This is a genomic window from Nocardioides sp. P5_E3, from assembly GCF_054049275.1.
Genome location: NZ_JBFUMR010000042.1, coordinates 1 through 23891, shown reverse-complemented (window position 1 = coordinate 23891; position 23891 = coordinate 1). Strand labels below are relative to the sequence as shown.

The following is a 23891-nucleotide window of genomic DNA, read 5'->3' as shown; positions in this document are numbered from 1 at the left end:
GCTCACAGCTCCTCTGCGTGGTCGCCGGCGACCACGGTGGCGGCGTCGGCGTCGTCGTCGAACAGGTCGGCCGTGTCGTCGGTCCCGGACGGGACCTCGGTGTCGTTGGCGGCCACCAGCGCCGCGAGCAGCTCCTGCAGGAGCTCCAGCGGGATCAGCGGCTCCACGGCCTCGCTGATCTCGAAGCGCTCCTCGGAGCCGGTGCCGATCAGGAGGCCGGCCTTGACGATGCCCGTGATCGCGTTGCGCGCCCGCTTCTCGTCGCCTGCGACGTCGGTCGCGTGCGAGGGCCGGAAGCTCGAGACGTAGCGGACGACGTCCTCGCGGTCGACGAAGACGCGTGCGTCGCCGCTCGCGGCCCCGGCACGCAGCCGGTCGCGGAGGTGGACCAGCACGAGCGTCTCCTCGCGCGACCACGCGGCGTCGTAGAGCATCGTGGGGAACCGGCTCCCCGTCTCGGAGGTCGCCTGGCGCTTCCATGCGACCTCGCGGGCGCGGTCGACCTGCAGGTCGAGGAAGAGGTCGTTGAGCCGCGACCGGAGCAGGCGCTCGTGCTCGACCAGCACGCGCCAGTCGCGCGGGTGCGTGCGGGCGCTGATGAAGCGCTGCTTGAGCAACGTCACCAGGGCGCGGCGCTGGGCGTACTCCAGGCCGCCCTCGTCGCCCTCGAAGAGCGAGACGGAGTGCTCGTCGAGGAGCTCGTCGTCGCCGAGGTCGACGTCACGGACCTCGGAGTCCATCTCCGAGTCGAGCTCGGGGCCGAGGTCGGAGTCGATCTCCGCGGCGGTCTCGGGGTGGGTCTCGACGCTCATGCGCGGGTCTCCGTCGGCTGGGTCTGCTGGGTCTCGGGCAGGTCGGGGTCGGGCAGCGGCGTACGGGGCACGGCGAAGGTCCGCCTGCTCCCGTCGGGGCGGACCGCCTCGAACGCCTCCATGGACTCCTCGGCTCGCCACTCCCGGTCGGCAGCGAGGTGCAGCAGCCCGAAGATCTCCACCGGCCGGCGCAGCGACGGCTCGAGCCCGTCGAAGAGGGCGCCGAGGGAGGCGACCGGGAGCAGGGAGGTCATCACCGCGTCGAGGCGCTCGCGCAGCGTCGCCAGCTTGGGCCCGCCCTGGGCGACGAGCTCGGCGAGCGAGACCGGGGGCGCGAGGTCGGGGTCGGGCGTGCTGATCCGGTCGGGCAGCACGTCGTCGGCGGGGTCGTGGAAGCGCTCGCGCAGGTGGTCGATGCCCGTCCGCGCGGGCAGGAGCGGGACGTCGTGGGCCGCGCGCGGCCCGGTGGTGGCCATCCACGTCATCAGCTCGGCCTCCACCTGGCGCAGCGTCTGCTCGAGCTCACGGTCGCGGGCCGCGTCGTGGGAGACGATGTACTCCTTCAGGGTCGCCGTCACCCGCGACCGCTGGGCGAGCACCCGGTCGAGGCCGTCGCGCACGAGCCGCACCGTGCCGCGCAGCTCGGCCCGGTCGGCGTCGCTGAGGAGCCGGTCCGACAACGGGTGCTCGAGCAGGTCGGTCAGGTCCTCGCGCAGCTGGGTCACCAGGGCGTCGTCGCGGAGCAGCGCGAACGCGCCCTCGAACGCGCGACCCTCGTGCGTCGCCGTCATCAGGGCGTCTGCGCGGGACAGGTAGTCGTCGATCACCTCGCCGGCCGGACGGTCCTCCGCCCGGAACGCGGCGAGGATCTCGGTCCGGATGGTCGCGAAGCGCTCCTCGACCCGGGCGAAGTCGCTCGGCAGCGCGGAGATCAGCGACAGCAGCTCGGTGAACCCCTCGAGCATGTAGTCCTCGGTCGCGCCCTCCAGCTCCCCGCCGTCGACGAGGCGGTCGCGCTCGACCCGCAGCCGGGCGATCTCCTCGTTGAGGATCGTCACGCGGGCCGTCCGGTCGGGGTTGGCCTCGGAGTTGAAGCGGCGGACGGTGCCGAGGATCGTGGCGACCCGGTGCTCGCTGAGCGTGGCCCGGTCGCGGGCGAGGTTCTTCACCAGCTCCAGCGCCTGCTGCGCGTGCGAGGTCAGCGCATAGACCTCGTGGCCCGCCTCGTCGAGCGACCGCACCAGCCACTGCCCGCGCATCCAGCGCTGGCAGACCTCCCGGCCCGTGCCGGTGGGGACGTCCTGCTCCCCCGCCAGCCGCATCTGGGCCAGGTGCTCCTCGACCTGCGCGTGCAGCCGGGCCGTCGGGATCGGGTTGTTGTTGCGCCCGAACGCCGTGCGGAAGATCGTGATCACCACGGGCGCCTGCCGCTGGTGGAGCAGGGTCAGCGTGGGCTGTGCGAACGCGCTCTTCACGCGCGCGAGCTCGCCTGCGATCTCGCTCACCACCCGGCCTCCCCCTACCTCGTCCCACCTGTGTCGGTGCGCAAGCATGACAAAGGGCGCCGACGGCTCGTGGGGCGGGCCCGGTGGTCAGGCCCAGACGACCTCGAGCTCGTCACGCTGGCCGAACCGCTGCAGGTGGTCGGCGACCACCTGGGCCCAGCGGTCCACGTCCAGGTCACCGTCGGCGGGCACGCTCGCCTCGATCTCGAGGGCACCCTCGACGGGCCGGAGGACCACGGTCTGGCCGCCGGCCATGACGAGCGTGCGCGTGTCCCCGTCCTCGGTGACGGTCGCCTTCGCCGACCAGTGCCCAGCCAGCTGCTTCGCGTAGCGCTCGGGACGGTCGGTGGTCATGGTTCCGTGCTTGCTCATGCGCCCAGCCAAGCACGATCAGCGAAGCGTGGCGGAGACCTGGTCGGGGACCCGCTCGTAGCGGACGAACGCCCGGGTGAACGACGCCGAGCCGTGGGCGAGCGAGCGCAGCTCGGCGGCGTACCGGCGGAGCTCCAGCTGGGGCACGTGGGCCCTGATCACGACCATGCCCGGCTCGCGGGCCGGCTCGCTGCCGAGGACCTTCCCCCGTCGCGCGGACAGGTCCCCCATGATCGTGCCGACCAGGGCGTCCGCGACGAGCACCTCCACCTCGTCGACCGGCTCCAGGAGGCACGTCCCTCCGTGCGTCGCCGCGTCGCGCAGCGCCAGCCCACCGGCGGTCTGGAACGCCATGTCGGAGGAGTCGACGCTGTGGGCCTTGCCATCGGTCAGGGTCACCCTGAGGTCGACCGTCGGGCAGCCGTTCGCCACCCCGTCCCGCATCTGCGACCGGACCCCCTTCTCGACCGAGGGGATGAACTGCCGGGGCACCGAACCTCCGACCACACGGTCGACGAACTCGAACCCACCGCCCTGCGGGAGCGGCTCGACCTCGATGTCACACACGGCGTACTGCCCGTGCCCACCGCTCTGCTTGACGTGCCGACCGTGGCCGGTGGCCGCGCGGACGAACGTCTCCCGCATCGGCACCCGGACCTCGACCTCGTCGACGTCCACGCCGTAGCGGCCGGCGAGCCGGTCCAGCAGCACGTCTGCGTGAGCCTCCCCCATCGTCCACAGCACGACCTGGTGGGTCTCCTCGTTGTGCTCGACGCGCAGGGTGGGGTCCTCGGCGGCGAGCCTCTGGAGTCCCGGGCCGAGCTTGTCCTCGGCGCTCTTCGTCCGGACCTCGATCGCCACCGGCAGCTGGGGGTCGGGCACCTGCCAGGGTTCGAGCACGAGCGGCGTCTCGACGTCGGCAAGGGTGTCGCTGGTCTCGGCCCGGCTCAGCCGCCCGATGGCACACAGATCGCCGGCGACCACGGCCGGGGCGGTGCGGTGAGACTTGCCCAGGGGGACGGAGAGGGACCCGATCCGCTCGTCCTCGTCGTGGTCCGGGTGGCTGGAGTCCGGGTCGTCCCCATCCGCCCACACCGAGCGGTGCCCGGACACGTGCACCGTGGCGTCCGGCAGCACGGTCCCCGAGAAGACGCGGACCAGGCTGACGCGTCCGAGGTACGGGTCGGTGGTCGTCTTGATGACCTCTGCCACCAGGGGACCGGACGGGTCGCACGCGATCTCCGGGCCAGGTCGACCCGCCGGCGTCCAGACCTTCGGCATCCGGCGCTCGAGCGGTGAGGGGAACGCGGACACCATGAGGTCGAGAAGCTCCCCCGCTCCCACGCCGCTCGTCGAGTCGACCGGGACGACGGGGTGCAGCGAGCCCCGGGCGACCGCGACCTCCAGGTCCGTGAGGAGCAGCCCGGCGTCGATCTCCTCGCCGCCGACGTAGCGCTCCATCAGCGTCTCGTCCTCGGACTCCTCGATGATGCCTTCGACGAGCGCTGCACGCTGCGCGTCGTGGCCGTGGTCCCCCGTGATCAGGCCGACGAGATGCCCGCCCTCCTCGAGGTAGACGGGCAGGACCCGCTCGCCGAAGGCTCCGCGCGCCTGCGCCACGACGCCGTCGACGTCGGCCCGGGCGTGGTCGACCTTGGTGACGACGACCACCCGCGGCATCGCCACGTCGGCGCACTCACGCCAGAGCGTCCGGGTCTGCTCGTCGACCCCCTCGTTCGCGGCGACGACGAACAGCGCGCAGTCCGCAGCGCGGAGGCCCGCTCGCACCTCCCCCACGAAGTCGACGTACCCGGGGGCGTCCAGCAGGTTGACCTTCACGCCGTCGTGCACCAGCGGCGCGAGGGCGAGCCCGACGGAGCGTCGTTGCCGGTGCTCGACCTCCTCGAAGTCGCACACGGTCGTGCCGTCCTCGGTGCTGCCGGCCCTGTTCAGCACCCCAGCCGTGACCAGCAGCCGCTCGACGAGGGTGGTCTTCCCCGCACCCGCCGGGCCCACGACCAGGACGTTGCGGATCGCCTCCGGCGCGATCGCGACCGGAGCGCCCGCCTGGCCGGCAGCACCGCCGGAATCTCTGCTCACCGTGGCGGCTCCTGCTCGCTGTTCCGACGGTCCGAGAACGGTCAGCCCACTGTCGCCCGATTGGTCCCGCGAGGCAAGGGCGAGCCTGGTGCTTGTCGAGTCCGGGCGCGCAGTCAGCGATCCGGGGCCTGGGCCGCAAGGCGTACGCCGGCGTTGGGAGCGCCGTAGCCGTCGTAGCCGTCCACGCGCTGCACCACCTCGAAGAACACCTCACCGACCGTGGCGGTGTAGAAGTGCGTGAAGGTGCCCGCCCCGTCCCGGTCGTGCAGGAGGCCGAGCTCTGCCATCTCCCGGACCTCGGCCTCGGAGAGGTCGAACCGGGCGACGAGGTCGTCGTAGTAGTTCTGCGGGATCGCCAGCGGCACCAGGCCGCGCTCGACCGCCCGCCTGGCGACGGCGGCGACGTCGTCGGTCGAGAACGCCACGTGCTGCGGGAAGCCCGAGGACGCGTCCCACGTCAGCGGCGCGACGTTGAGGGCGAGCCGGCAGGCGCCGGAGGCCGACCGCACGACCTGGCTGCGCACCAGCCCGTGGGGTGAGGGCACCTCCTGGCTGACGTCCACGCGCAGCCCCAGGACGCTGCTGTAGAAGAGGACCGCCTCGTCGAAGCACTGCCACGGCTCGGCCAGGTTGACGTGGTCGATCCCGGTCAGGAGAGCGGTGTCCGGCGTCCGGCCGCCCTCGAACTCCGGCGTCCACGTGGCCTCGCTCCCGGAGTCCGAGCCGAGGAAGACCTCCGTGCCGTCGGGGGCACGGAAGGCCGGGAGCTCCTGCTCGGTGGCGAGCGTCCTGCGGTAGACGGTCGGCGCCTGGAGGGACCGGGCGCGGGCGGCCGACACGGCGGGGTCAGCCACCTGGAACCCGACGGCGGCGAGCGAGGGCGCGCGGTCCCGGGCGTGCTGCTCGTTGCAGACGATCCGCGCCGGCCCGTCCGCCCACAGCCGTGCGTCCTTGCTCCGGTGCCGGCCGCGGAAGGTGAGGCCGAGCTGTCCGAGGAGGACGTCGACCTCGCCGGTGTCCTCCGCCCGCACCTCGACGAAGTCGAAACCGGTCGGCTCGGCGACCGGCGGCAGGGGCCGGCTGCCGACCAGGTCCTCCAGCCAGGTGAGGGACCGGCGCGCCTGGCGCGCGGTCCTCCCGACCTCGGTCTGCCGGAAGACGTCGTTGAACACCTCCAGGGACAGCGGTCCGTCGTACCCCGTCCGCAGGACGTGCGTGAGGAACGACCCGAGGTCGAAGGCTCCCTCCCCCGGGAACAGGCGGTGGTGGCGCGACCAGTACAGCACGTCCATGCTCAGCGCCGGAGCGTCCGCGAGCTGCAGGAAGAACACCTTGCGGCCCGGGATCTCCTCGATCGCGGCCGGGTCGTGGCCACGGGACAGGATGTGGAAGCTGTCGAGGCAGACCCCGACCGCGTCGTGGTCGGCGAGCTCGACGATGCGCCAGGCCCGCCGGTAGTCGTCGACGTAGCGCCCCCAGGCCAACGCCTCGAAGGCGATCCGCACGCCGTGCTCGGCAGCCGCCTCCCCCAGGCGTCGCAGCTGGCCGGCCGACACCGCGTCGTCGTCGATCGTCGCGGTGCCGACGTTGCTGCACACGAGCATGGTCTCGATGCCCAGTCGCTGCATCAGGACGAACTTCGCCCGGGCCCGCCGCAGCACGCGCTCGAACTCGTCCTCGGTGACACCCTCTGCGTCCCGGAACGGCTGGTACAGGTCGAGCGAGAGCTCCAGCCGGTCCGCCAGCGCCACGATCTCCTCCGGGCTCGCCGGTGAGGCGACCAGGTCGGGCTCGAAGATCTCGACCCCGTCGAAGCCGGCCTCGGCAGCGGCACGGAGCTTGTCGGTCAGGGTGCCGCTGAGACAGACCGTCGCGATCGACGTGCGCATCACGTCTCCGCGGGGTTCGAGGGGGTGAGCAGCCGCGCCGGGTTGAGCACCATCAGCTGGTGGACGTGCTCGTTGGTCGCGCCTCCGTCACGCAGCAGGGGAAGGATCCGACGGGAGATGTTCTCGAGGTTCCAGTGCGGCACGTTCGCCGCGCGCCACGACGGCGGCGTGACGCGGCTGAAGTAGGCCGCGTCGTGGGAGAGGACCATCCGGTCTGCGTACCCCTCCCGCAGCAGGGTGAGCACGGTCGCCACGCGTACGTCGTCGGGCAGCACGTGCTCCATCCCGAAGCGGTCCATCCCGATGCTCGCCCCGGCGTCCATCAGCTCGCGCAGGTAGTCCAGGTCCTCGCTGTCGCCGCAGTGCCCGATGACCAGCCGCTCGGGCGCGACGCCGTGCTCCCGGAAGAAGGCGAGCTGCTCGAGCCCGTTGCGCGACGGTGCATGGGTGTGGGTCGTGATGGGGACGCCGGTGCGCCGCTGCGCGGTCGCTGCCGCCTCCATCACCCGGCGTACGTCGGGGGTGATGCCCGAGCGGTCGGTGACGACCTTGAGCATGCCGGCCCGCACACCGGTGCCCGCGACTCCCACCTCGATGTCGCGCAGGAACAGCTCGAGCAGCGGGTCCGGTCCCCCGACCAGGCGGCCCGGGCCGTGCGTCGAGAAGTACGCCGGCAGGACGTCGGCCGCGTAGTAGCCGGTCGAGGCGACCAGGTGCACGCGGACCCGCTCGGCCACCTTCGCGACGCGGGCGACGTCGCGACCGATGCCCAGGACGGTGAGGTCGACGACGGTGCGGACCCCGAGGTCCCACAACCGCTCCAGCCCCTGGACCGCCGTCTCGATCGCGACGTCCTCGTCCCACTCGGGGTGGGGGAGGTCCACGTCCAGCTCGGGGTGGCCCACGAACACGTGCTCGTGGATGAGCGTCGTGCCGAGGTCGTCGGTCGACACCGGCCCCCGAAAGGTCTCCACCGTCCGCTCGGTCACCGTCCTGTCACGCCCGTCGTCACTCGGCCTCGCCGCGGACGCCTTCGTAGACCGCCAGCTGGTCCTCGTCGAAGTTGTCGCGGAGGTAGGCGTCGGCCTGGCTGCGGAAGGCCTCGACGTCGACGTCGTCGACGACCTTCATGTCGCCGCTCTCCTCCCACTCGGCGAGCGTGGCCTCCTCGTCCTCGGCCACGCACTCCGGGACCTGCTCCTCCGCCGCCTCGACCGCGGACGTCAGGGCGTCCTGCTGCTCGGAGCTGAGGCCCGACCATGAGTCGCCCCCGATGATCACCAGGTTGGAGTTCGCCTGATGGTCCGACATCGAGATGTAGTCCTGGACGTCCTGGAGGCTGCTGGCCGCGATGTTGGTGATCGGGTTCTCCTGCCCGTCGACCGTGCCCTGCTGGAGGGCGAGGAACAGCTCCTCGTAGGCCACCTCGGTGGCGTCGGCGCCCAGCGCCTTGGCGTTCATGAGGAACTGCGGGGAGTTGGGGAAACGCATCCGCAGGCCGTCGAGGTCACCCGGCTCACGGATCGGCTCGTTGGCGGTGAACTCACGCATGCCGGCAGACCACGCGCCCAGGGTGTGCACGCCGGTCTCCTCCTCGAACCCCTGCAGCAGCTCATCGGCGGCGTCGCTGTCGAAGTAGCGAGCGAGGTGGTCGCTGTCGTCGAAGGCGTACGCCGCGTCGAGCACGGACACCTGCTCGTAGATGGCGCCCAGCGCGGATGCGCCCTGGATGTCCATGTCGATGTCGCCGGAGACCACCGAGGCGATCCGGTCGGCGTCCGCTCCGAGCTGGCTCGAGGAGAAGATCTCGATCGACATCCCGACGTCGGCCTTCTCGACCTCGTCGGCGATGACCTGCGCCCCGCAGCGGTGCTGCGGCTGGTCCTCGGTGTAGCTGTGGGCCAGCTGCAGGGTGGCGTCCCCGCCGGACTCCCCGGACCCGCCGCCTTCGTCTTCGTCGTCGCCACCACAGGCGGCGAGGAACATCGTTAGCGCGACGACGCAGGCTGCGAGGGCCGCGCTCCTTCCCTTCGTGCGAGGTGCCATCATCGATTCCTTTTCTCAGTGGTGGTCCGAGAGCGGCTCGTCTCGGTCGCGACGAGCTCGTCGAAGTCGCGCAGCATCGCGGCGCGGTCGGCGGGCCGGCCGGTGATCAGCTCGAAGGCGTCGGCGGCCTGGTGCACGGCCATCCCGGCGCCCGTCAGGACGGTGCACCCGGCCGCCGCGGCGGCGTCCAGGAGAGGTGTGTGGAGCGGCCGGTAGACGATGTCAGCCACCCACAGCGAAGGCCGGAGCACCTCGTCCGGGACCGGCGACCCGGGGTGGGCGGCCATGCCCATGGGGCTGGCGTTGACCAGACCCGTGGCCATGCCCACGGCCGCCCGCAGCCATCCCTCGGTCGGCTGCACGATCTCGATGTCGGTCGGGCGGTCGTCCAGCGAGGCCGCGAGCCGGGCAGCACGTTCGTGGTCGAGGTCCACGACGAGGAGTCGGCGTACGCCCAGGTCGACGAGCGCGTGTGCCACCGCAGTGCCGGCCCCGCCCGCGCCGAGCAGCACCACGCGGTCGCGGTCGACGTCCGGCAGCCCGTCGGTGAAGGACCGCTTGAACCCGGTGACGTCGGTGTTGTGCCCGGTCGTCCGTCCGTCGCGGATGATGATCGTGTTGAGCGCGCCGATCGCCTGGACCGCGGGGGCCGTCTCGTCGACGAGCGGCACCATCGCCTGCTTCACCGGGTGGGTGATGTTGAGGCCGTCGTAGCCCAGCTCGATCGCGGCGCCGAGGAGGTGCTCGAGGTGAGCGGCGTCCACGACTCCGCCGGCCTGCTCGATGACCTTGTAGACGTAGCGCAGACCCTGGCGCTCGGCCTCCCGCTCGTGCATCTCGGGCGTCAGCGACGGTCCGACGCCCTGCCCGATGAGGCCGGCGAGCCACGAACGCCGGTCCGGCGCGCTCACWGGCCCAGCTTCTCGGGCAGGTAGAGGATCACGTCCGGCCAGAAGATGATCGCGAAGCAGAGGAGCGTCAGCGGCACGAGGAAGGGCAGCGAGCCCCAGAAGACCTCCGCCATCCTGGCCTTGGTGATGGCCTGCAGGACGAAGATGACCGTGCCCACCGGCGGCGTCAGCAGCCCGATCATCTGCGACAGGATCATCAGCACGCCGAGCGCGATCGGGTCCACGTCGTACTGCGCCGCGATCGGCAGCAGGATGGGGACGGTCAGCGTGAGCACGGCGATCGCGTCGAGTGCCGTGCCCAGCACCATCGACAACGCGAAGACCAGGAGGAGGAAGACGGTGGCGTCGCTCGTCAGGCCGAGCATCCACTGGGAGATCTCCTGGGGGACCCGTTCGCGGGCGAGGACGTAGCCCAGCAGGTTGGCCGACGCGACGATCAGCATGATGCTGCCGGTGGTGAGCGCGGCCTCGATGAACACCTTCGGCAGGTCACGCAGGTGCAGGGTGCGGAGGGCGAATCCGAGGAGGAGCATGTAGAGGGCACCGACGGCCGCCGCCTCGGTGGGCGTGACGAATCCTCCGAGGATCCCGCCGAGGATGATCACCGGCGCACCGAGCGGCGCGATCACGCGACGGCCGGTGGTCGCCACCCGGCTCCAGCTGAACTCGGTCCTCGGCAGGTCGGGCATCCGCCGCACCCACAGGAACACCACGATGCACAGGCCGATGGCCATCAGGAGGGCCGGCACCACCGAGGCTGCGAAGAGCGCCCCGGTCGAGATGCCGGCCAGGCCGGCGTAGATGACTGCCGGGATGCTCGGCGGCATCACCGGGGCGATCAGGGAGGACGAGCCCACGACCCCGAGCGCGAACGGACGCGAGTAGCCGGCGCGCAGCATGGCCGGGATCTCGACCTTGCCGAGCGCGGCCGCGTCCGCCACCGCGGAGCCGCTCATCCACGAGAAGCCGAGGCTGACACCGACGCTGACGTAGCCGAGGCTGCCGCGCACCCGGCCGAGCAGCGCGAGTGCGAAGTCGAAGAGCCGGTCGGCGATGCCCGCCTTGTTGGCGATCGAGCCGAGAAGGATGAAGAGCGGCACCGCGAGGAGCGGGAAGCTCGCCGTCGAGTTGGACACCAGCCTCAGGGCCAGGCCCACGGACTGGTCGCTCGTCATCATGTAGAGGAAGCAGGGGCCGAAGAACGCGAACGCGACCGGGACACGGATCACCAGCAGCGCGGCGATCAAGAGGCAGAGGACGAGGACGCTCATGCCGTGGGCATCTCGTGGGTCGCCAGGTCGTCGTACGTCGGTTCGGGAACGCCGTGCACGGCGTAGTCCACGGCGGCGATCAGCGAGCGGACCACCACGCTGACGAAGCCGATCATCGAGATGCCGTAGAGCCAGGACATCGGCATCCGCATCGCCGGCGACTTGAGCATGTCCTGGGTCTGCACGAGCTCCCACGCCTCCGCGCACAGGACGACACCGATCAACGCGACGACGAGGCAGGAGACGACGCGGACGACCCGCCGCACGAGGTCGCCCGGGACGAGGTCGATCATCTCGATGGAGATGTGGGAGTCGTTGGTGACCAGGACGCCGGCGAGGACGAAGGTGAGCCAGACCAGGCAGAACCTGGCGAGCTCCCCGCTCCACGGCCATCCGTCGATCGGGAGGTAGCGCTGCGCCGCCTGGACCAGCACCAGGCCGAAGATCAGCACCAGCGCGGCGACACCGATCGTCAGCTCCACGGCGGTGAGCACCCGTGCCACTCGCCTCAGCCACGCCGGCATGCGCCGGTCGCCTCGGCCGTCCTTGGTGATGGTCGTCACAGCGGCGAAGTTACGGAGTGCGGCAAACATGCGGCAAGGGGTTGCCATCGAGTTGCCACGTACGTTGTCCTGTCCTCGTGGCCCGACCCACCATCTACGACGTCGCGACCGCTGCGGGCGTCGCCACCTCGACCGTCTCGCGCGCCTTCACCAACCCCGGGAGGGTCTCGACCGAGACCCGTGAACGGGTGCTGGCCAGCGCGGCCGAGCTCGGCTACCGGCCCAACCCTCATGCACGGGCGCTGCTGTCAGGCCGCCACCACACCGTGGCCATGGTGGTCTCTGACATCACCAACCCGCACTACTTCGAGCTGATCCGGGGCGCCGAGATGCGGGCCCGCATGTCGGAGTACACGCTGCTCCTCGTGAACGCGGAGGAGTCGCCGCGGATGGAGTGGGAGCAGATCCAGCGACTCGCGCCGGCCGTCGACGGATTCCTCCTCGCAGCGAGCCGGCTGCCGGACGAGAACCTGAGGCAGATCGCGGACCAGCGTCCAGTGGTCCTCATGAGCCGGGAGGTGCCCGGGCTCGCCAGCGTCGTGCTGGACCACGTCGAGGGGTGCCGGCAGATCGTCGCCCACCTCTCCTCGCTGGGCCACCGCGAGCTCGTCTACCTCGCCGGACCACGCAACTCCTGGATGGCTGCCACCCGCTGGGCTGCCCTGAAGGAGGCGGCTGAGGGAGCCGGAACCACCGCTCGCCGGATCGGACCGTTCACCCCGAAGGTCAGCCAGGGCGGGGCAGCCGCGGACGGCGCCCTGAACGACGGCGCGTCGGCGATCGTCGCCCACAACGACCTGCTCGCGATCGGCGTCATCCAGCGCCTCACGCAACGGGGCCTACGAGTGCCCGCCGACGTCAGCGTCGTGGGGTTCGACAACATCTTCGCCGCCGACGTGTGCACCCCCGGGCTCACCACGCTCGGCGGCGCCCACGTGGACCTCGGGCGGGTCGCCGTCGAGCTGCTGCTCACCGCCGACGCCCGGGCGAACGACGACCACCCGTCCGTCGTCCTGCCCACCGAGCTCGTGCTGCGCGGGTCCACCGGGGCCGCGTAGGAGGTGCCGGTCGTCGCCGGGCCTCAGTCGTCGTCGCGCCCGCCTGCGAACACCTCGCGGGCGATCCGGAACGCGGTGTTCGCGTCCGGTACGCCGCAATAGATCGCGCTCTGCAGCAGGGTCTCGCCGATCTCCTCCACCGTCACCCCGTTGCGGCGTGCGGCGCGCAGGTGCATCGCCAGCTCCTCGTGGTGACCCCTGGCGACGAGCGCGGTGATCGTGATCAGCGAGCGGGTGCGCCGGTCGAGGCCGGGACGGGTCCACACCGTGCCCCAGGCGTACTCCGTGATCATGGTCTGGAAGTCGCGGTCCAGGTCGGTGATCCGGTCGGTCGCGCGGTCGACGTGCTCGTCGCCGAGCACCTCGCGGCGCACGGCCATGCCGTCGTCGTACTTCGTCATGCCACCTCCAGGTGGGATCGAGCGTGGGTCAGCGGGCCGCTTCGGCAGCAGCGAGGTTGTCGGCCATCCGGTCCGGGTGCACCTGCAGCCCGGCGATCAGGTCTGCGGTCTGGCTCGTGGCGACGGCGGTACGCCGGACCAGCAGGCGCAGCGTGTCCCACTCGGCGTGCCACGCACCGTCGGCGCGCTCGTCGACCTGGTCGGCGGCACACAGGTGGAGGGTCGCGAGCAGCTGGGGCGCGGTCAGGGCGGCCCGCCGGACGAGCACGGACAGGACCGGGTTGGCCTTGTGCGGCATGGACGACGACCCGCCGCCGGAGGACTCCTCGACCTCTCCGATCTCGGGTCGCGAGAGCTCGAGCACGTCGCGCGCGATCCGTCCGCACGCTCCGGTCGTCGCCGTCAGGGCGTCGGCGATGCGGGTGATCGGCCGGCGGTCGGTGTGCCAGGCCGGTACGTCGTCCAGGCCGAGCCGGGTGGCCAGGCGGTCGTCCCGCACGGTGCCGACCGGTCCCCCGCACTGTGCGGGAAAGGCCAGCGCGGTCAGGTCGTCGGAGGCGCCGGACAGGCCGGAGCGCCACGCCGAGACCTTGTGCCCGAACGTGATCGGCCGCGCCCACTGCGTGAGCGTCCGGCCGATCATCGGCGCCTCCCCGTGCGCGGCCGCGAGCCGGTCGAGCGCCGATGACGCAGAGGACAGATGCGAGCGCACGGCACCCACGGCGTCCCGCAGCATCAGCACCATCGCCGTGTCGAGCACGTCCTGCGACGTGAGCCCGGTGTGCACGTCCACCCCGGGGTTGGCCTCACGCAGCGCGGAGACGAGCGGGATGACCGCGTTGCCGCCGGCCTCCGCATCGAACGGACCGTCCGGGCCCCCGAGGGAGGTGCCCGCCCAGGCCGACTCGACCGCCACCATTGCCGCCACGAACGCCTCGTCGGTGAACACGTCGCCCGCCCGGCGGTCGCCGGGCCAGAACAGGTCACTCATCGCCGAAGTCGAGGAAGACGGTCTCGTCCTCGCCCTGGAGGCGTACGTCGAAGCGGAAGCCTGACCCGTCGGCGGTGGCCACGAGGGTCGACCGACGGTCCGCGTCGAGCCCGTCGAGGAACGCATCCGACGCACCCGGCAGGTAGGCACGCGTGAAGAGCCGGTGGAGCAGCCCGCGCGCGAAGACGGTGATCGCGAAGAACGGCGCCGACTCCCCTGGCACCAGGGTGGTGAAGGAGTAGCGCCCCTCCGCGTCGGTCGCGCTCCGGCCGAAGCCGGTGAAGGTCCGGCCGTCGCGGTGCAGCGAGCCCGACTGCTGCACGACCTGACCGGCCGCGTCGGCCTGCCAGAGCTCGAGGATGGCGTCGGGCACCGGCTCGCCCGCGCCGTCGCGGACCGTGCCGTGCAGGCGCACCGCGCCTGCGGCGCCCCGCGGCACCAGCTCACTGTCGCCGTCGTAGGGCAGCGCGTAGTGGAAGAACGGTCCCACCGTCTGGCCGGGAGTCGGGATGGGGGTCACGCGTGGTCCTCCTCGGCAGCGTCCTGTTCGAGCGGGGTGCGGTGCGACCCCGTCAGCACAATGTCCCACCGATAGCCGGTGGCCCACTCGTGCTGCGTCACGTCGTGGTCGTAGGCCGCCACCAGGCGCATGCGGGCGCGCGGGTCGACGATGGACTGGTAGATCGGGTCGAGGTCGAAGAGCGGGTCGCCCGGGAAGTACATCTGGGTCACCAGGCGCTGGGTGAAGTCGGTGCCGAAGAGGGAGAAGTGGATGTGCGCCGGCCGCCAGGCGTTGTGGTGGTTCTTCCACGGGTAGGGGCCGGGCTTGATGGTGGTGAACCGGTAGGTGCCGTCGGCGTCGGTGAGGCAGCGCCCCATTCCGGTGAAGTGCGGATCGAGTGCCGCCGGGTGCTGGTCGCGCTGGTGGATGTAGCGCCCGCCGGCGTTGGCCTGCCAGACCTCCACGAGCTGGTGGCGTACCGGCCGCCCCTCGCCGTCGAGGACGCGGCCCGTGACGACCATCCGCTCCCCCACCGGCTCGCCGCCCTTCTGGATCGTCAGGTCCGACTCGAGCTCGCCGACGTCGCGTGCGCCGAACACCGGCGCCCAGAGCTCGATCCCCTCGGGGTCGGCCTGCTGGAGATCCTTCGTCGGGTGCCGCAGCGTCGAGGAGCGGTACGGCGCGTAGTCCCGCCGCGGCTGTGTCTCGACCCCGTCCCCGGCGGCGTACGACTCCGAGATGACCTGCATCTCCTTGTCGATGGCGTCTTGGGGCTGCAGCCCGGTCATGCTGTCGGCCATCCGGTGTATCCCTCCGCGAGGTAGGTGGCACCGGCCTCGGACGAGACCAGGCTGGTGAGCTCGCCGAGCTGGCGGAGCTCATCGAAGTCCCGGTGCTCCTGCTGGCCCGGCGCCCGGTGGAGCATCGTGGTCATCCAGTAGGAGAAGTGCTGCGCCCTCCACACCCGTTGCAGGGCGCGATCGGTGTAGGCGTCCAGCACGTCGAGGTCGCCCGTGCCGATGGCGCGCTCGACGACCTCGGCCAGCACGCGGGTGTCGGCCAGGGCGAGGTTCAGCCCTTTGGCGCCGGTGGGCGGCACGGTGTGCGCGGCGTCGCCGGCGAGCAGCAGCCGGCCGCTGCGCATCGGGGTCTGGACGAAGGAGCGGAACGGCAGCACGGTCCGCTCGATCACCGGGCCCTCCTCGAGCTCGAATTCATCGGGCCCGGCCAGCCGCGCGTGCAGCTCGCTCCAGATCCGGTCGTCGGACCAGGCGTTCGCGTCCTCGCCCGGGTCGCACTGGAAGTACATCCGCTGCACGGTGTCGGTGCGCTGGCTGATCAGCGCGAAGCCCCGGTCCGAGCGCGTGTAGATCAGCTCGGGGGCCGAGCGGGGCGCTTCGCACAGGATCCCGAACCAGGCGAACGGGTACTCCCGGACGTAGCGGCTCCGCCCCTCCACGTGGTCGCGACAGATCGAGCGGGAGCCGTCGGCTCCCACGACGAGGTCGGCGCTCACCTCGTGCGCCCGCCCGTCGCCATCGACGTACGTCACCCGCGGCCGGTCGGAGTCGAGGTCGTGCACGGCCGTGTCGGTGATCCCGAAGCGCAGGTCGCCGCCGTCACGGGTGCGGGCGGCGTGGAGGTCGACGAAGACGTCGGTCTGCGGGTAGAGCCACACCGAGGCGCCGACCAGCTCCTCGAAGTTGATGTGGTGGCTCTCGCCGCCGAAGCGCAGGTAGATGCCGCCGTGCCGGTCGCCGTGGGTGATCACCCGCTCGTGGCCGCTCGCGTAGACGCCCGTCTCGGCGAGCAGCCGCACGCTGTCGCGCTCGAGGATGCCGGCGCGGTGGGTCGTGCGGATCTCCTCGACCGTGCGGTTGTCGACCACGACGCACTCGATGCCCGCGCGGTGCAGCAGGTGCGACAGCGTCAGCCCCGCGGGGCCGCCGCCGACGATCGCGACCTGCGTGCGGGTCATGGTCATGGTCATGGGTCGGACGCTAGGAGGTGGCTGTGGTCGCGTCACCACCCGGATGTCACTCAGTGGAATAGGCTGCGCACATGGCAGGTGGCTCCGCTCCCGGTGCGTCGCTGGTCGACCGCACCCTCGACGTGCTCGGCGCCTTCGACGAGGGCCACCGGCGGCTGACGCTGACCCGGCTGGCCGCGCGCAGCGGCCTGACCCCGCCCACGACGCTGCGGATCGTCCGACGCCTGCTGGCCGCCGGGGCGCTGGAGCGCACCGACGACGGCTCGTACGTCATCGGCCGGCGCCTGTGGGACATCGGCCTGCTCGCGCCGGTGCAGACCGGGCTTCGCGAGGTCGCCGCACCGTTTCTCCAGGACCTCCAGGCGGCCACCCGCGCGACGGTGCACCTCGCAGAGCGCGACGGCCACCGGGTCCTCTACCTCGACCGGCTCTCCGGCATCACCTCGGTGCCGGTGGTGAGCAGGGTCGGCTCGCGGCTGCCGATGCACGCGACCGGAGTCGGCAAGGTGCTGCTCGCGCACGCCCCGGCGGAGGTGCAGCAGCGGGTGCTGGCCGACCTGCGGCCGCTGACGCCGTACACGATCGTCACGCCGGGCACCCTGGCCCGCCAGCTCGAGCGGGTCCGACGCGACGGCTTCGCGACCACCCGGGAGGAGCTGACGCTGGGCGCCTGCTCCGTCGCCGTGCCGGTGCGCGACGGCGACGGCGACGTCGTGGCCTCGCTCGGCATCGTGGTGCCGTCGCTGCGCCGCGACCGGGAGCGGCTCGTGGCGGCCCTCTCGGTCGCGGCGGCGGGGATCACGCGCCTCGCACGGTGAGCTCAGACGATCGACCGGCGCTGCTGCCTACCAGGCGACCTGCTCGGCATCCGTGACGAGGACCGGACCGGCGGGCCGGAGCTCGTCGGGCTCGACGGCCTCCCGCAGGCTCGGGAACGTCAGGCCGGTGCGCTCCTCGAGCAGGTCGAGCGGGACGAGCCAGGTGTCGAAGTCGTCGAGGAAGTCGGGCACGGCGCCCTCGATGCCGTCGAGGTTCTGGGTCAGCACGAACGCCTTCGCGCGCAGCTGTCCGCCGAGCCGGTAGACGACGACCTTCCAGTGCTCGACCGGCAGCTGGACGCCCCGGTAGGGCGGGTCGTCCGGGGCGAGCACGGGCCCGCCGAACAGGGTCAGGCGCCGGTCCTCGAGGCCCTCGAGCTCCAGCACGGCGTTCTCGAGCAGGCCCCAGACCCCACCGCGACCGGACTGGTTGAAGTCCTGGTGCTGCGGCGTGATGTTGGTGAAGTGGAACGAGTCGGAGTTGGCCTGCTTCGCCTCGTCGAGGGTGCCCCACAACAGGTCGGAACGGCGCGCGATGTGGCCGCGGTCGAGGTCGTTGTCGGCGTAGACCTCCTCCCCGGTCTGTGCGTCGGCCGGGATGCGGGGGTCGAGCCGGAAGCGCTGGCCCGAGCGGCTGATGCTGTCGCCGGGGAACAGGCGCAGGCCGTCGATGTTCCACGCGACCCACCACGCCAGCCGGCGCTCGGGGTGCATGCGGACCGTGAAGTGCACGTAGTCGAGCGGCGTCGCGAGGGCGGGGTCCTCGCCCGGCCCGGGCGCGGGCGCCTGCGGCGGTGCGAGGTCGGTGTCGAGGAACCGGGGGTCGTACCCGAGATCAGCCATGTCCGCAGTCTCGCGCACACCTGCGACAGGCGTCAGCGCTGCGCTCAGGCGGGTGCCATGAGCACCCACAGGAGCTCGAGCGCCCGGTCCATCCACTCCGGCGACACCTCGCCGTGGCGGACGAGCTCGCCGAGGTAGGCACCGACCAGCAGGCTCACCACGCCCTCGGCGTCGAGACCTTCCCGCAGGAGGCCGGCGTCGACGTCCTCCTGGATCCGCCGGACGAGGTTGTCGACGTAGGGCTGCAGCGCAGCGCGGAACAGCCCCGTGAACTCCGGGTCACTGTCGCCCACGATCGCGGCGAGACCACCCGGTCCCAGGACCACGCCCATCTGGTGCCACGCCTGCTCGAGCGCGTAGCGGATCTTGTCGCGGACGTCGCCCTCGTCGGGCACGTCCGGCAGGCCGATCGCCGCCGACAGGACGGCCGTCAGCAGCTCGCCGCGGTTGGGGTGGCGGCGGTAGATGGTGGTCTTGGCGACGCCCGACGTGGCTGCCACGCGGTCCATGGTGACGGAGCTGGGTCCGCCCTCGCGGAGGAGCGCGAGGACGGCGGCCTGGAGGCGCTGGTCCACCGACGCCGCACGTGGTCGCCCGGGTCGGGAAGCCGTCCCGTCAGTGTCGGGCATGCTCACCTCGCGCGGCTGGGTCCGAGGCGGGCTCGCCGTCGATCTCCGGCGCCGGGTCGGGCTTGGGGATCGACAGCGCCGTGAGCAGCCCGAGGACGAGGACGTACGTCACCACGGCGGCGAGGGTGAACGCGAGCAGGACGAGCACTGGGTGCATCCCCGCTCACGCAGCCTCGTCGAGCCGGCGGTCGCCGGGCTGCGAAAAGACAGAGGGCGCCGGCGGCGTCGACGACTGCTCCGGGTCCGCCCGCCACTTGTCGAGGAAGTAGATCCACGTGACGGCGCCCATCGACAGCCCGCCCGCGATCGACGCCGCAACGATGAACACGACCACTTCGACACCCATGTGCCACCTCTTCCCGGGCCGTTGCCGGGCCCTCATACTATCGATACGTCCATCGTAGCGTATCTGTCCAAGGGTCAGGCCTCGGCCAGCTCCTTCAACCGGGCCAGGGCTCGCGCGAGCACCGGGTTCGCGTCGCCCTCGCGGGTGGCCACCACGAGGTCGACGCCGGGCGTGCCGACGAGCGGGACGTAGACCACTCCCGGCACGTTGAGGTCCGACGTCGGCTCCGGCACGACCGCGATGCCGAGCCCTGCTGCGACGAAGGTGACGAGCGTCGAGGTCTCCGCGACCTGGTGCACGACCTGGAGCTCGAGGTCGGCGGCGGCGAACAGGTCGTGGACCAGCGTGTGCATCGCCGAGCGACCGTTGCCCGCATGGATGATCAGCCCCTCGTCGGCCAGCTCGGCGACCCGCAGCCGCTTGCGGTCGGCGTACCTGTGCTCCTGCGGCAGCGCCACGATCAGGCGCTCATGGCGTACGTCGGTCACCGTGAGCCCGGCGGTGTCGGGCAGCCGGCGGAGCAGCGCCAGGTCGAGCGACCCGTCGTGCAGGGCGGCCACCTGGTCGGGCGAGAGCATCTCCCCGCGGAAGCCGAAGTCGACGTCGGGCAGCTCGGCACGCATCCGCTTGGCCAGCGCCGGGAGCAGCGAGTACGTCGCCGAGCCGACGCAGCCGACCATCAGCCGGCCGGTGCGGCCGGCGGCGATGCGGGCGGCGACGGCGCCGGCCTCGTCGACCGCGGCGAGGATCTCGCGGGCGTGGTCGAGGTAGGCCGCTCCCGCCGGGGTCAGGTCCACGCGCCGCGTCGTGCGGGTCAGGAGGGTGACGCCGAGCTCGGCCTCGAGCTGGCGGATCTGCTGCGACAGCGGCGGCTGCGCCATGTGGAGGCGTTCGGCGGCCCGTCCGAAGTGCCGCTGCTCGGCGACGGCGACGAAGTAGCGGAGGTGGCGCAGTTCCATCCACTCATACTTGCAGGGTTCTAGTCACTTGAAAATGGATACTTCCGCGTATCACTGGGTCACGCCTAGGTTCGACCGCATGTCCCATCCCTCGATCCCCCGCTGCGCGCTCGTCGTGCCCGCCTCGCACCCGCGGATGGTCGCGAAGGCGCTGGCCTCCGGGGCGGACGAGGTGGTGCTCGACCTCGAGGACGCCGTGGCGCCCGAGGCCAAGGACGCCGCCCGTGCGGCGGTGGTCGAGGTCCTCGAGGGCGACGCAGCCCCGTCGCTCGCCGTCCGGATCAACCAGATCGGCACCCCCTGGTGCCACCGCGACGTCCTCGCCGTCGCCGACGCACTTGCCCGCGACGGCCGGTCGGTCACGCTCGTGGTGCCCAAGGTGGAGTCGGCAGCCGACGTCGGCTTCGTGGAGCGACTGCTCCGGGGTGCCGCCCCCGGTGCGCGCGTCCAGGTCGACGTGCTGGTCGAGTCCGCTCCCGCGCTCCGGGACCTCGGGGCCATCGTCGCGGCCAGCTCGCTGGTGCGGGCGGTCGTCGTGGGCTACGCCGACCTCGCGGCCGACCTCGGCCGCGACCCGGGCGCGGACCCGACGCTGTGGGACGTCGTACGCCACCAGGTGGTCGTCGCCGCGCGGGCGGCCGGCCGTGCGGTGATCGACGGACCGTGGCTCGGCACCGCCGCCGACGATGCGTTCACCCGTGACCGGGAGCGGGCCCGGGCGCTGGGGTTCGACGGCACCTGGGTGATCCACCCCGCGCAGGTCGAGGCGGCGACCCGGACCTACAGCCCGTCGGCCGAGCAGCTCGACTGGGCGGAGCGGGTCGTGTCCTCTCTGGAGCACTCCGTGGCCGGCGGCGCCGGGGCCGTGGCCGTCGACGGGCAGATGCTCGACGAGGCCGTGGCGGTCCAGGCGCGCGCGGTGCTGGCGCGGGCGGAGGCCCTGCGATGAGCACCCCCACGGCCCACGCGCGCGGCCCCTGGTTCGACGAGCTCCACAGCGGTCAGGTCTTCGACTCCGCCCCGGCGGCCACGCTGACCTCCGGCGGTGCCGCCCTGCACCAGGCGATCGTCGGTGACCGGCTCCCGCTCGCGACCGACCACGAGCTCGGCCGACGCCTCGGCGGGCGAGGCCCGCTCGCCCACCCGGCGTACGTCTGGGACACCTGCATCGGGCAGTCGACGCAGGCCACCCACTTCGTGCGGGCGAACCTCTTCTACCGCGGGCTGGTCTTCCGGCGGCTGCCGGCGCTGGGCGACACGTTGTCCACGACCACCACCGTCGTCGGCCTCAAGCAGAACACCCCGCGCGAGGGGAAGCCGCTGACCGGTCTGGCCGCCCTCCGCATCACGACCGTCGACCAGGACGGCGTACCCGTCCTCGACTTCCACCGGTGCGCGATGCTCCCCCTCTCCCCCGGCGCCCCGCCCACCGACCACGCCGACGACCTCTCGTCGATCGGCTCGGGGACCGACGTCCCCCTCGCCATGCTCGAAGGGCTAGATGTCAGCGCCCTCCCGGAGCGCCCCGCCCCGCCTGCGGTCGGGACCACGATCGAGGTGGTCGGCGGCGACGTGGTGAGCAGCGCTCCCGAGCTGGCGCGCCTGACCCTCAACGTCGCGCAGGTGCACCACGACGCGCGTGCCGGCGGCGGACAGCGGCTGGTCTACGGGGGCCACACCATCGGCATCGCCGCCGCCCAGGCGAGCCGCGCGCTCCCGGGCCTCGTCACGATCCTCGGGTGGCGCTCCTGCGACCACACCGGTCCGGTGCACGAGGGCGACACCCTGCGCAGCACCGTCACCGTCGAGGACGTACGTCCCGGGCCGGGAGTCACGCGCGTCGTCGACCTCCGCTCCGTCGTCACCGCAGACGCGACGGATGGTGGCGACCCGCGACCCGTTCTCGACTGGCGCTTCTCGGGGTGGTGCTGATGAGTGCGCCGCTCGCCGGCCTCCGGGTGGTCGAGACGACCAGCTTCGTCGCCGGGCCCCTGGCCGGGATGACCCTCGCCCAGCTCGGCGCCGAGGTGATCCGCCTCGACCCGGCGTCCGGTCCCGCCGACGCAGGTCGCTGGCCGCTCGACCGCAAGGGCCACAGCCTGTTCTGGTCCGGGCTCAACAAGGGCGTGCGGTCGGTCGCGCTGGACTTCCGGAGCCCCGAGGGGCAGGAGCTGGCGAGCGCGCTGATCACGGCGCCCGGTGAGGACGCCGGGCTGTTCGTCGACAACACGATCGGCCGGGACTTCCTCTCGTACGAGGCGCTGAGCGCTCGGCGAGCGGACCTGGTGCACGTGCACATCCAGGGCCACCCGGACGGACGCCCGGCCATGGACTACGCGGTCAACCCCCTCTACGGCGTGCCGATGCTCACCCGGCACGTCGACAGCGAGCGCCCGGTCAACCACGTGCTGCCCGCGTGGGACATCGCCACCGGCCTCCTCGCCGTCTCGGGGCTGCTGGCCGGTCTGCACCGCCGGCGCCAGGACGGGGTCGGGTCCCGGATCGACCTGGCCCTGGCCGACGTCGCCGCCGCGCACGTCGCCCACCTCGGCTGGCTGGCCGAGGCGGCCGAGCGCGGCCACGACCGGCCCCGGCTGGGCAACCACATGTTCGGCGCGTTCGGCGTGGACTTCGCGTGCGCCGACGGCCGCCGTGTCATCGCGGTCGCCATCACCCGCCAGCAGTGGGGCGACCTCGTGCGGCTCACCGGGACCGGCGCCGTCTTCGACGCGCTCGCCGCCAGCACCGGCGCGGACCTGTCCGTCGAGGGACAGCGGTTCGAGCACCGCGCGATCATCGAGGCCGTGCTCGCACCGTGGTTCGCGGCCCGCACCGCTGCCGAGGTCACCGCCGCCGCTGCGGACAGCCGGGTGATGGTCGGCGAGTTCCGTTCGCCCAAGGAGGTCGTCGACGCGTACCGGCGCGGCGACGAGTCCGCCGTCCTCGTGGAGGTCGAGCAGGGCGGCAGCCCCATGCTCACCGGCACGTCGCCGCTGCGCTGGGACCGGGCGTACGCCGTCCCACGTCCCGCACCGACCTTCGGCTCCGACACCGAGTGGGCGCTGGCCGACGTGCTCGGACTGAGCGACCTCGAGATCGGCCGGCTCGCCGACGCCGGCGTCGTACGCCCCACCTCCCCCACCCCTGCGATGAACGGAGCACGCTGATGCCTCGCCTCTGCCTGACCGATGGCCTCTCCGAGGACCAGTCCGAGATCTTGAAGGCTGTCCGGCAGTTCGTGGACGAGCAGATCATCCCGGTGGCCCAGGAGCTCGAGCACGCCGACGAGTACCCGACCGAGATCATCGAGGGGCTCAAGGAGCTCGGGGTGTTCGGGTTGACGATCCCCGAAGAGTTCGGCGGCCTGGGCGAGTCGTTGTTGACGTACGCGCTGGTGGTCGAGGAGATCGCCCGTGGGTGGATGAGCGTGTCGGGGGTGATCAACACCCACTTCATCGTCGCCTACATGCTCCTGCAGCACGGCACGCCCGAGCAGAAGCAGAAGTACCTGCCGCGGATGGCCACCGGCGAGGTGCGGGGCGCGTTCTCCATGTCCGAGCCCGGCCTCGGCAGTGACGTCTCGGCGGTGTCCACGAAGGCCACTCGCGCCGAGGACGGGTCGTACTCCATCACGGGTCAGAAGATGTGGCTGACCAACGGCGCCACCTCGACGCTGGTCGCGGTGCTCACGAAGACCGACGAGGGTGCGGAGTCGGTGTACAAGAACATGACGACGTTCCTGGTGGAGAAGGAGTCCGGGTTCGGCCAGACCGCCCAGGGGATCACCGTGCCGGGCAAGATCGACAAGATGGGCTACAAGGGCGTCGAGACGACCGAGCTGATCCTCGAGGGCCACCAGATCGCCGCCGAGCAGGTGCTGGGTGG

General features: G+C 72.1%; 26 protein-coding genes. 6 read left to right on the top strand and 20 right to left on the bottom strand.

Annotated elements, in window-relative coordinates:
• Window positions 1-2: 2 nt before the first annotated feature.
• From ACXJKB_RS20860 to ACXJKB_RS20815, 10 genes are all read right to left on the bottom strand, one after another.
• Window positions 3-812, bottom strand: coding sequence for a DUF4194 domain-containing protein (locus ACXJKB_RS20860; RefSeq protein ID WP_457191820.1), 810 nt, complete (start codon window positions 810-812; stop codon window positions 3-5).
• Entirely contained in the window at window positions 809-2317 is a 1509-nt protein-coding gene (locus ACXJKB_RS20855; protein ID WP_457191818.1) for a DUF3375 domain-containing protein, read from the bottom strand. Before ACXJKB_RS20855 ends, ACXJKB_RS20860 begins: the two co-directional genes overlap by 4 nt.
• Window positions 2318-2404: 87 nt before the next feature.
• Window positions 2405-2689: a DUF2218 domain-containing protein gene (locus ACXJKB_RS20850; RefSeq protein ID WP_457191816.1), complete on the bottom strand. Its 285-nt coding sequence runs from the start codon at window positions 2687-2689 to the stop codon at window positions 2405-2407.
• Between the two features lie 18 nt (window positions 2690-2707).
• A complete protein-coding gene (locus ACXJKB_RS20845; RefSeq protein ID WP_457191814.1) occupies window positions 2708-4789 on the bottom strand; it encodes an elongation factor G-like protein EF-G2 in 2082 nt (693 codons plus the stop codon).
• Window positions 4790-4902: 113 nt separating this feature from the next.
• Entirely contained in the window at window positions 4903-6678 is a 1776-nt protein-coding gene (locus tag ACXJKB_RS20840) for a bifunctional sugar phosphate isomerase/epimerase/4-hydroxyphenylpyruvate dioxygenase family protein (RefSeq protein ID WP_457191812.1), read from the bottom strand.
• Window positions 6678-7652 (bottom strand): phosphotriesterase family protein, encoded by a 975-nt coding sequence (locus ACXJKB_RS20835; protein ID WP_457191810.1) that lies wholly within the window; start codon window positions 7650-7652, stop codon window positions 6678-6680. The genes ACXJKB_RS20840 and ACXJKB_RS20835 overlap by 1 nt, the downstream gene beginning before the upstream one ends.
• A gap of 34 nt (window positions 7653-7686) precedes the next feature.
• On the bottom strand, window positions 7687-8724 hold the full coding sequence (locus ACXJKB_RS20830; protein ID WP_457191808.1) for a DctP family TRAP transporter solute-binding subunit: 1038 nt from the start codon (window positions 8722-8724) through the stop codon (window positions 7687-7689).
• Window positions 8724-9635, bottom strand: coding sequence for a shikimate dehydrogenase (locus ACXJKB_RS20825; protein ID WP_457191806.1), 912 nt, complete (start codon window positions 9633-9635; stop codon window positions 8724-8726). The genes ACXJKB_RS20830 and ACXJKB_RS20825 overlap by 1 nt, the downstream gene beginning before the upstream one ends.
• Complete coding sequence (locus tag ACXJKB_RS20820) at window positions 9632-10906, bottom strand: TRAP transporter large permease (protein WP_457191804.1); 1275 nt, start codon at window positions 10904-10906, stop codon at window positions 9632-9634. The genes ACXJKB_RS20825 and ACXJKB_RS20820 overlap by 4 nt, the downstream gene beginning before the upstream one ends.
• Window positions 10903-11469, bottom strand: a complete 567-nt coding sequence (locus ACXJKB_RS20815) for a TRAP transporter small permease (protein WP_457191802.1) — start codon at window positions 11467-11469, stop codon at window positions 10903-10905. Before ACXJKB_RS20815 ends, ACXJKB_RS20820 begins: the two co-directional genes overlap by 4 nt.
• A 77-nt stretch (window positions 11470-11546) precedes the next feature.
• Here ACXJKB_RS20815 and ACXJKB_RS20810 point away from each other — a divergent pair, with 77 nt between their 5' ends.
• The gene (locus ACXJKB_RS20810; RefSeq protein ID WP_457191800.1) at window positions 11547-12527 is read left to right on the top strand and encodes a LacI family DNA-binding transcriptional regulator; all 981 of its coding nucleotides are present in this window, start codon (window positions 11547-11549) and stop codon (window positions 12525-12527) included.
• Window positions 12528-12550: 23 nt separating this feature from the next.
• Here the strand turns inward: ACXJKB_RS20810 and pcaC are convergent, their stop codons facing one another.
• The 5 genes from pcaC to ACXJKB_RS20785 are packed head-to-tail and all read right to left on the bottom strand — an operon-like array spanning window position 12551 to window position 16411.
• Window positions 12551-12928, bottom strand: coding sequence for a 4-carboxymuconolactone decarboxylase (gene pcaC, locus ACXJKB_RS20805; protein WP_457191798.1), 378 nt, complete (start codon window positions 12926-12928; stop codon window positions 12551-12553).
• Window positions 12929-12956: 28 nt separating this feature from the next.
• Entirely contained in the window at window positions 12957-13919 is a 963-nt protein-coding gene (locus ACXJKB_RS20800; RefSeq protein ID WP_457191796.1) for a lyase family protein, read from the bottom strand.
• Complete coding sequence (gene pcaG / locus ACXJKB_RS20795; protein ID WP_457191794.1) at window positions 13912-14439, bottom strand: protocatechuate 3,4-dioxygenase subunit alpha; 528 nt, start codon at window positions 14437-14439, stop codon at window positions 13912-13914. The genes ACXJKB_RS20800 and pcaG overlap by 8 nt, the downstream gene beginning before the upstream one ends.
• Window positions 14436-15221 (bottom strand): protocatechuate 3,4-dioxygenase subunit beta, encoded by a 786-nt coding sequence (pcaH, locus tag ACXJKB_RS20790; protein WP_457191792.1) that lies wholly within the window; start codon window positions 15219-15221, stop codon window positions 14436-14438. The genes pcaG and pcaH overlap by 4 nt, the downstream gene beginning before the upstream one ends.
• Complete coding sequence (locus ACXJKB_RS20785; protein ID WP_457191790.1) at window positions 15206-16411, bottom strand: 4-hydroxybenzoate 3-monooxygenase; 1206 nt, start codon at window positions 16409-16411, stop codon at window positions 15206-15208. Before ACXJKB_RS20785 ends, pcaH begins: the two co-directional genes overlap by 16 nt.
• A gap of 71 nt (window positions 16412-16482) precedes the next feature.
• Here ACXJKB_RS20785 and ACXJKB_RS20780 point away from each other — a divergent pair, with 71 nt between their 5' ends.
• A complete protein-coding gene (locus tag ACXJKB_RS20780; RefSeq protein WP_457191788.1) occupies window positions 16483-17229 on the top strand; it encodes an IclR family transcriptional regulator in 747 nt (248 codons plus the stop codon).
• A gap of 27 nt (window positions 17230-17256) precedes the next feature.
• Here ACXJKB_RS20780 and ACXJKB_RS20775 read toward each other — a convergent pair whose 3' ends face one another.
• From ACXJKB_RS20775 to ACXJKB_RS20755, 5 genes are all read right to left on the bottom strand, one after another.
• Window positions 17257-18072, bottom strand: a complete 816-nt coding sequence (locus ACXJKB_RS20775) for a DNA/RNA non-specific endonuclease (RefSeq protein WP_457191786.1) — start codon at window positions 18070-18072, stop codon at window positions 17257-17259.
• A gap of 44 nt (window positions 18073-18116) precedes the next feature.
• Window positions 18117-18647, bottom strand: coding sequence for a TetR/AcrR family transcriptional regulator (locus tag ACXJKB_RS20770; RefSeq protein WP_457191784.1), 531 nt, complete (start codon window positions 18645-18647; stop codon window positions 18117-18119).
• A 40-nt stretch (window positions 18648-18687) separates the two neighbouring features.
• Window positions 18688-18849 (bottom strand): hypothetical protein, encoded by a 162-nt coding sequence (locus ACXJKB_RS20765; protein WP_457191782.1) that lies wholly within the window; start codon window positions 18847-18849, stop codon window positions 18688-18690.
• A gap of 15 nt (window positions 18850-18864) precedes the next feature.
• Window positions 18865-19047, bottom strand: coding sequence for a hypothetical protein (locus tag ACXJKB_RS20760; protein ID WP_457191780.1), 183 nt, complete (start codon window positions 19045-19047; stop codon window positions 18865-18867).
• A gap of 74 nt (window positions 19048-19121) precedes the next feature.
• Window positions 19122-20006 (bottom strand): LysR substrate-binding domain-containing protein, encoded by an 885-nt coding sequence (locus ACXJKB_RS20755; protein ID WP_457191778.1) that lies wholly within the window; start codon window positions 20004-20006, stop codon window positions 19122-19124.
• Between the two features lie 79 nt (window positions 20007-20085).
• Here ACXJKB_RS20755 and ACXJKB_RS20750 point away from each other — a divergent pair, with 79 nt between their 5' ends.
• The 4 genes from ACXJKB_RS20750 to ACXJKB_RS20735 all read left to right on the top strand — a co-directional run.
• Entirely contained in the window at window positions 20086-20955 is an 870-nt protein-coding gene (locus ACXJKB_RS20750) for an HpcH/HpaI aldolase/citrate lyase family protein (RefSeq protein WP_457191776.1), read from the top strand.
• Complete coding sequence (locus ACXJKB_RS20745) at window positions 20952-21938, top strand: MaoC family dehydratase (RefSeq protein WP_457191774.1); 987 nt, start codon at window positions 20952-20954, stop codon at window positions 21936-21938. The genes ACXJKB_RS20750 and ACXJKB_RS20745 overlap by 4 nt, the downstream gene beginning before the upstream one ends.
• A complete protein-coding gene (locus ACXJKB_RS20740; RefSeq protein ID WP_457191772.1) occupies window positions 21938-23173 on the top strand; it encodes a CoA transferase in 1236 nt (411 codons plus the stop codon). Before ACXJKB_RS20745 ends, ACXJKB_RS20740 begins: the two co-directional genes overlap by 1 nt.
• The coding region (locus ACXJKB_RS20735) for an acyl-CoA dehydrogenase family protein (RefSeq protein ID WP_457191770.1) at window positions 23173-23891 on the top strand (719 nt) is incomplete at its 3' end. The genes ACXJKB_RS20740 and ACXJKB_RS20735, both read left to right, overlap by 1 nt.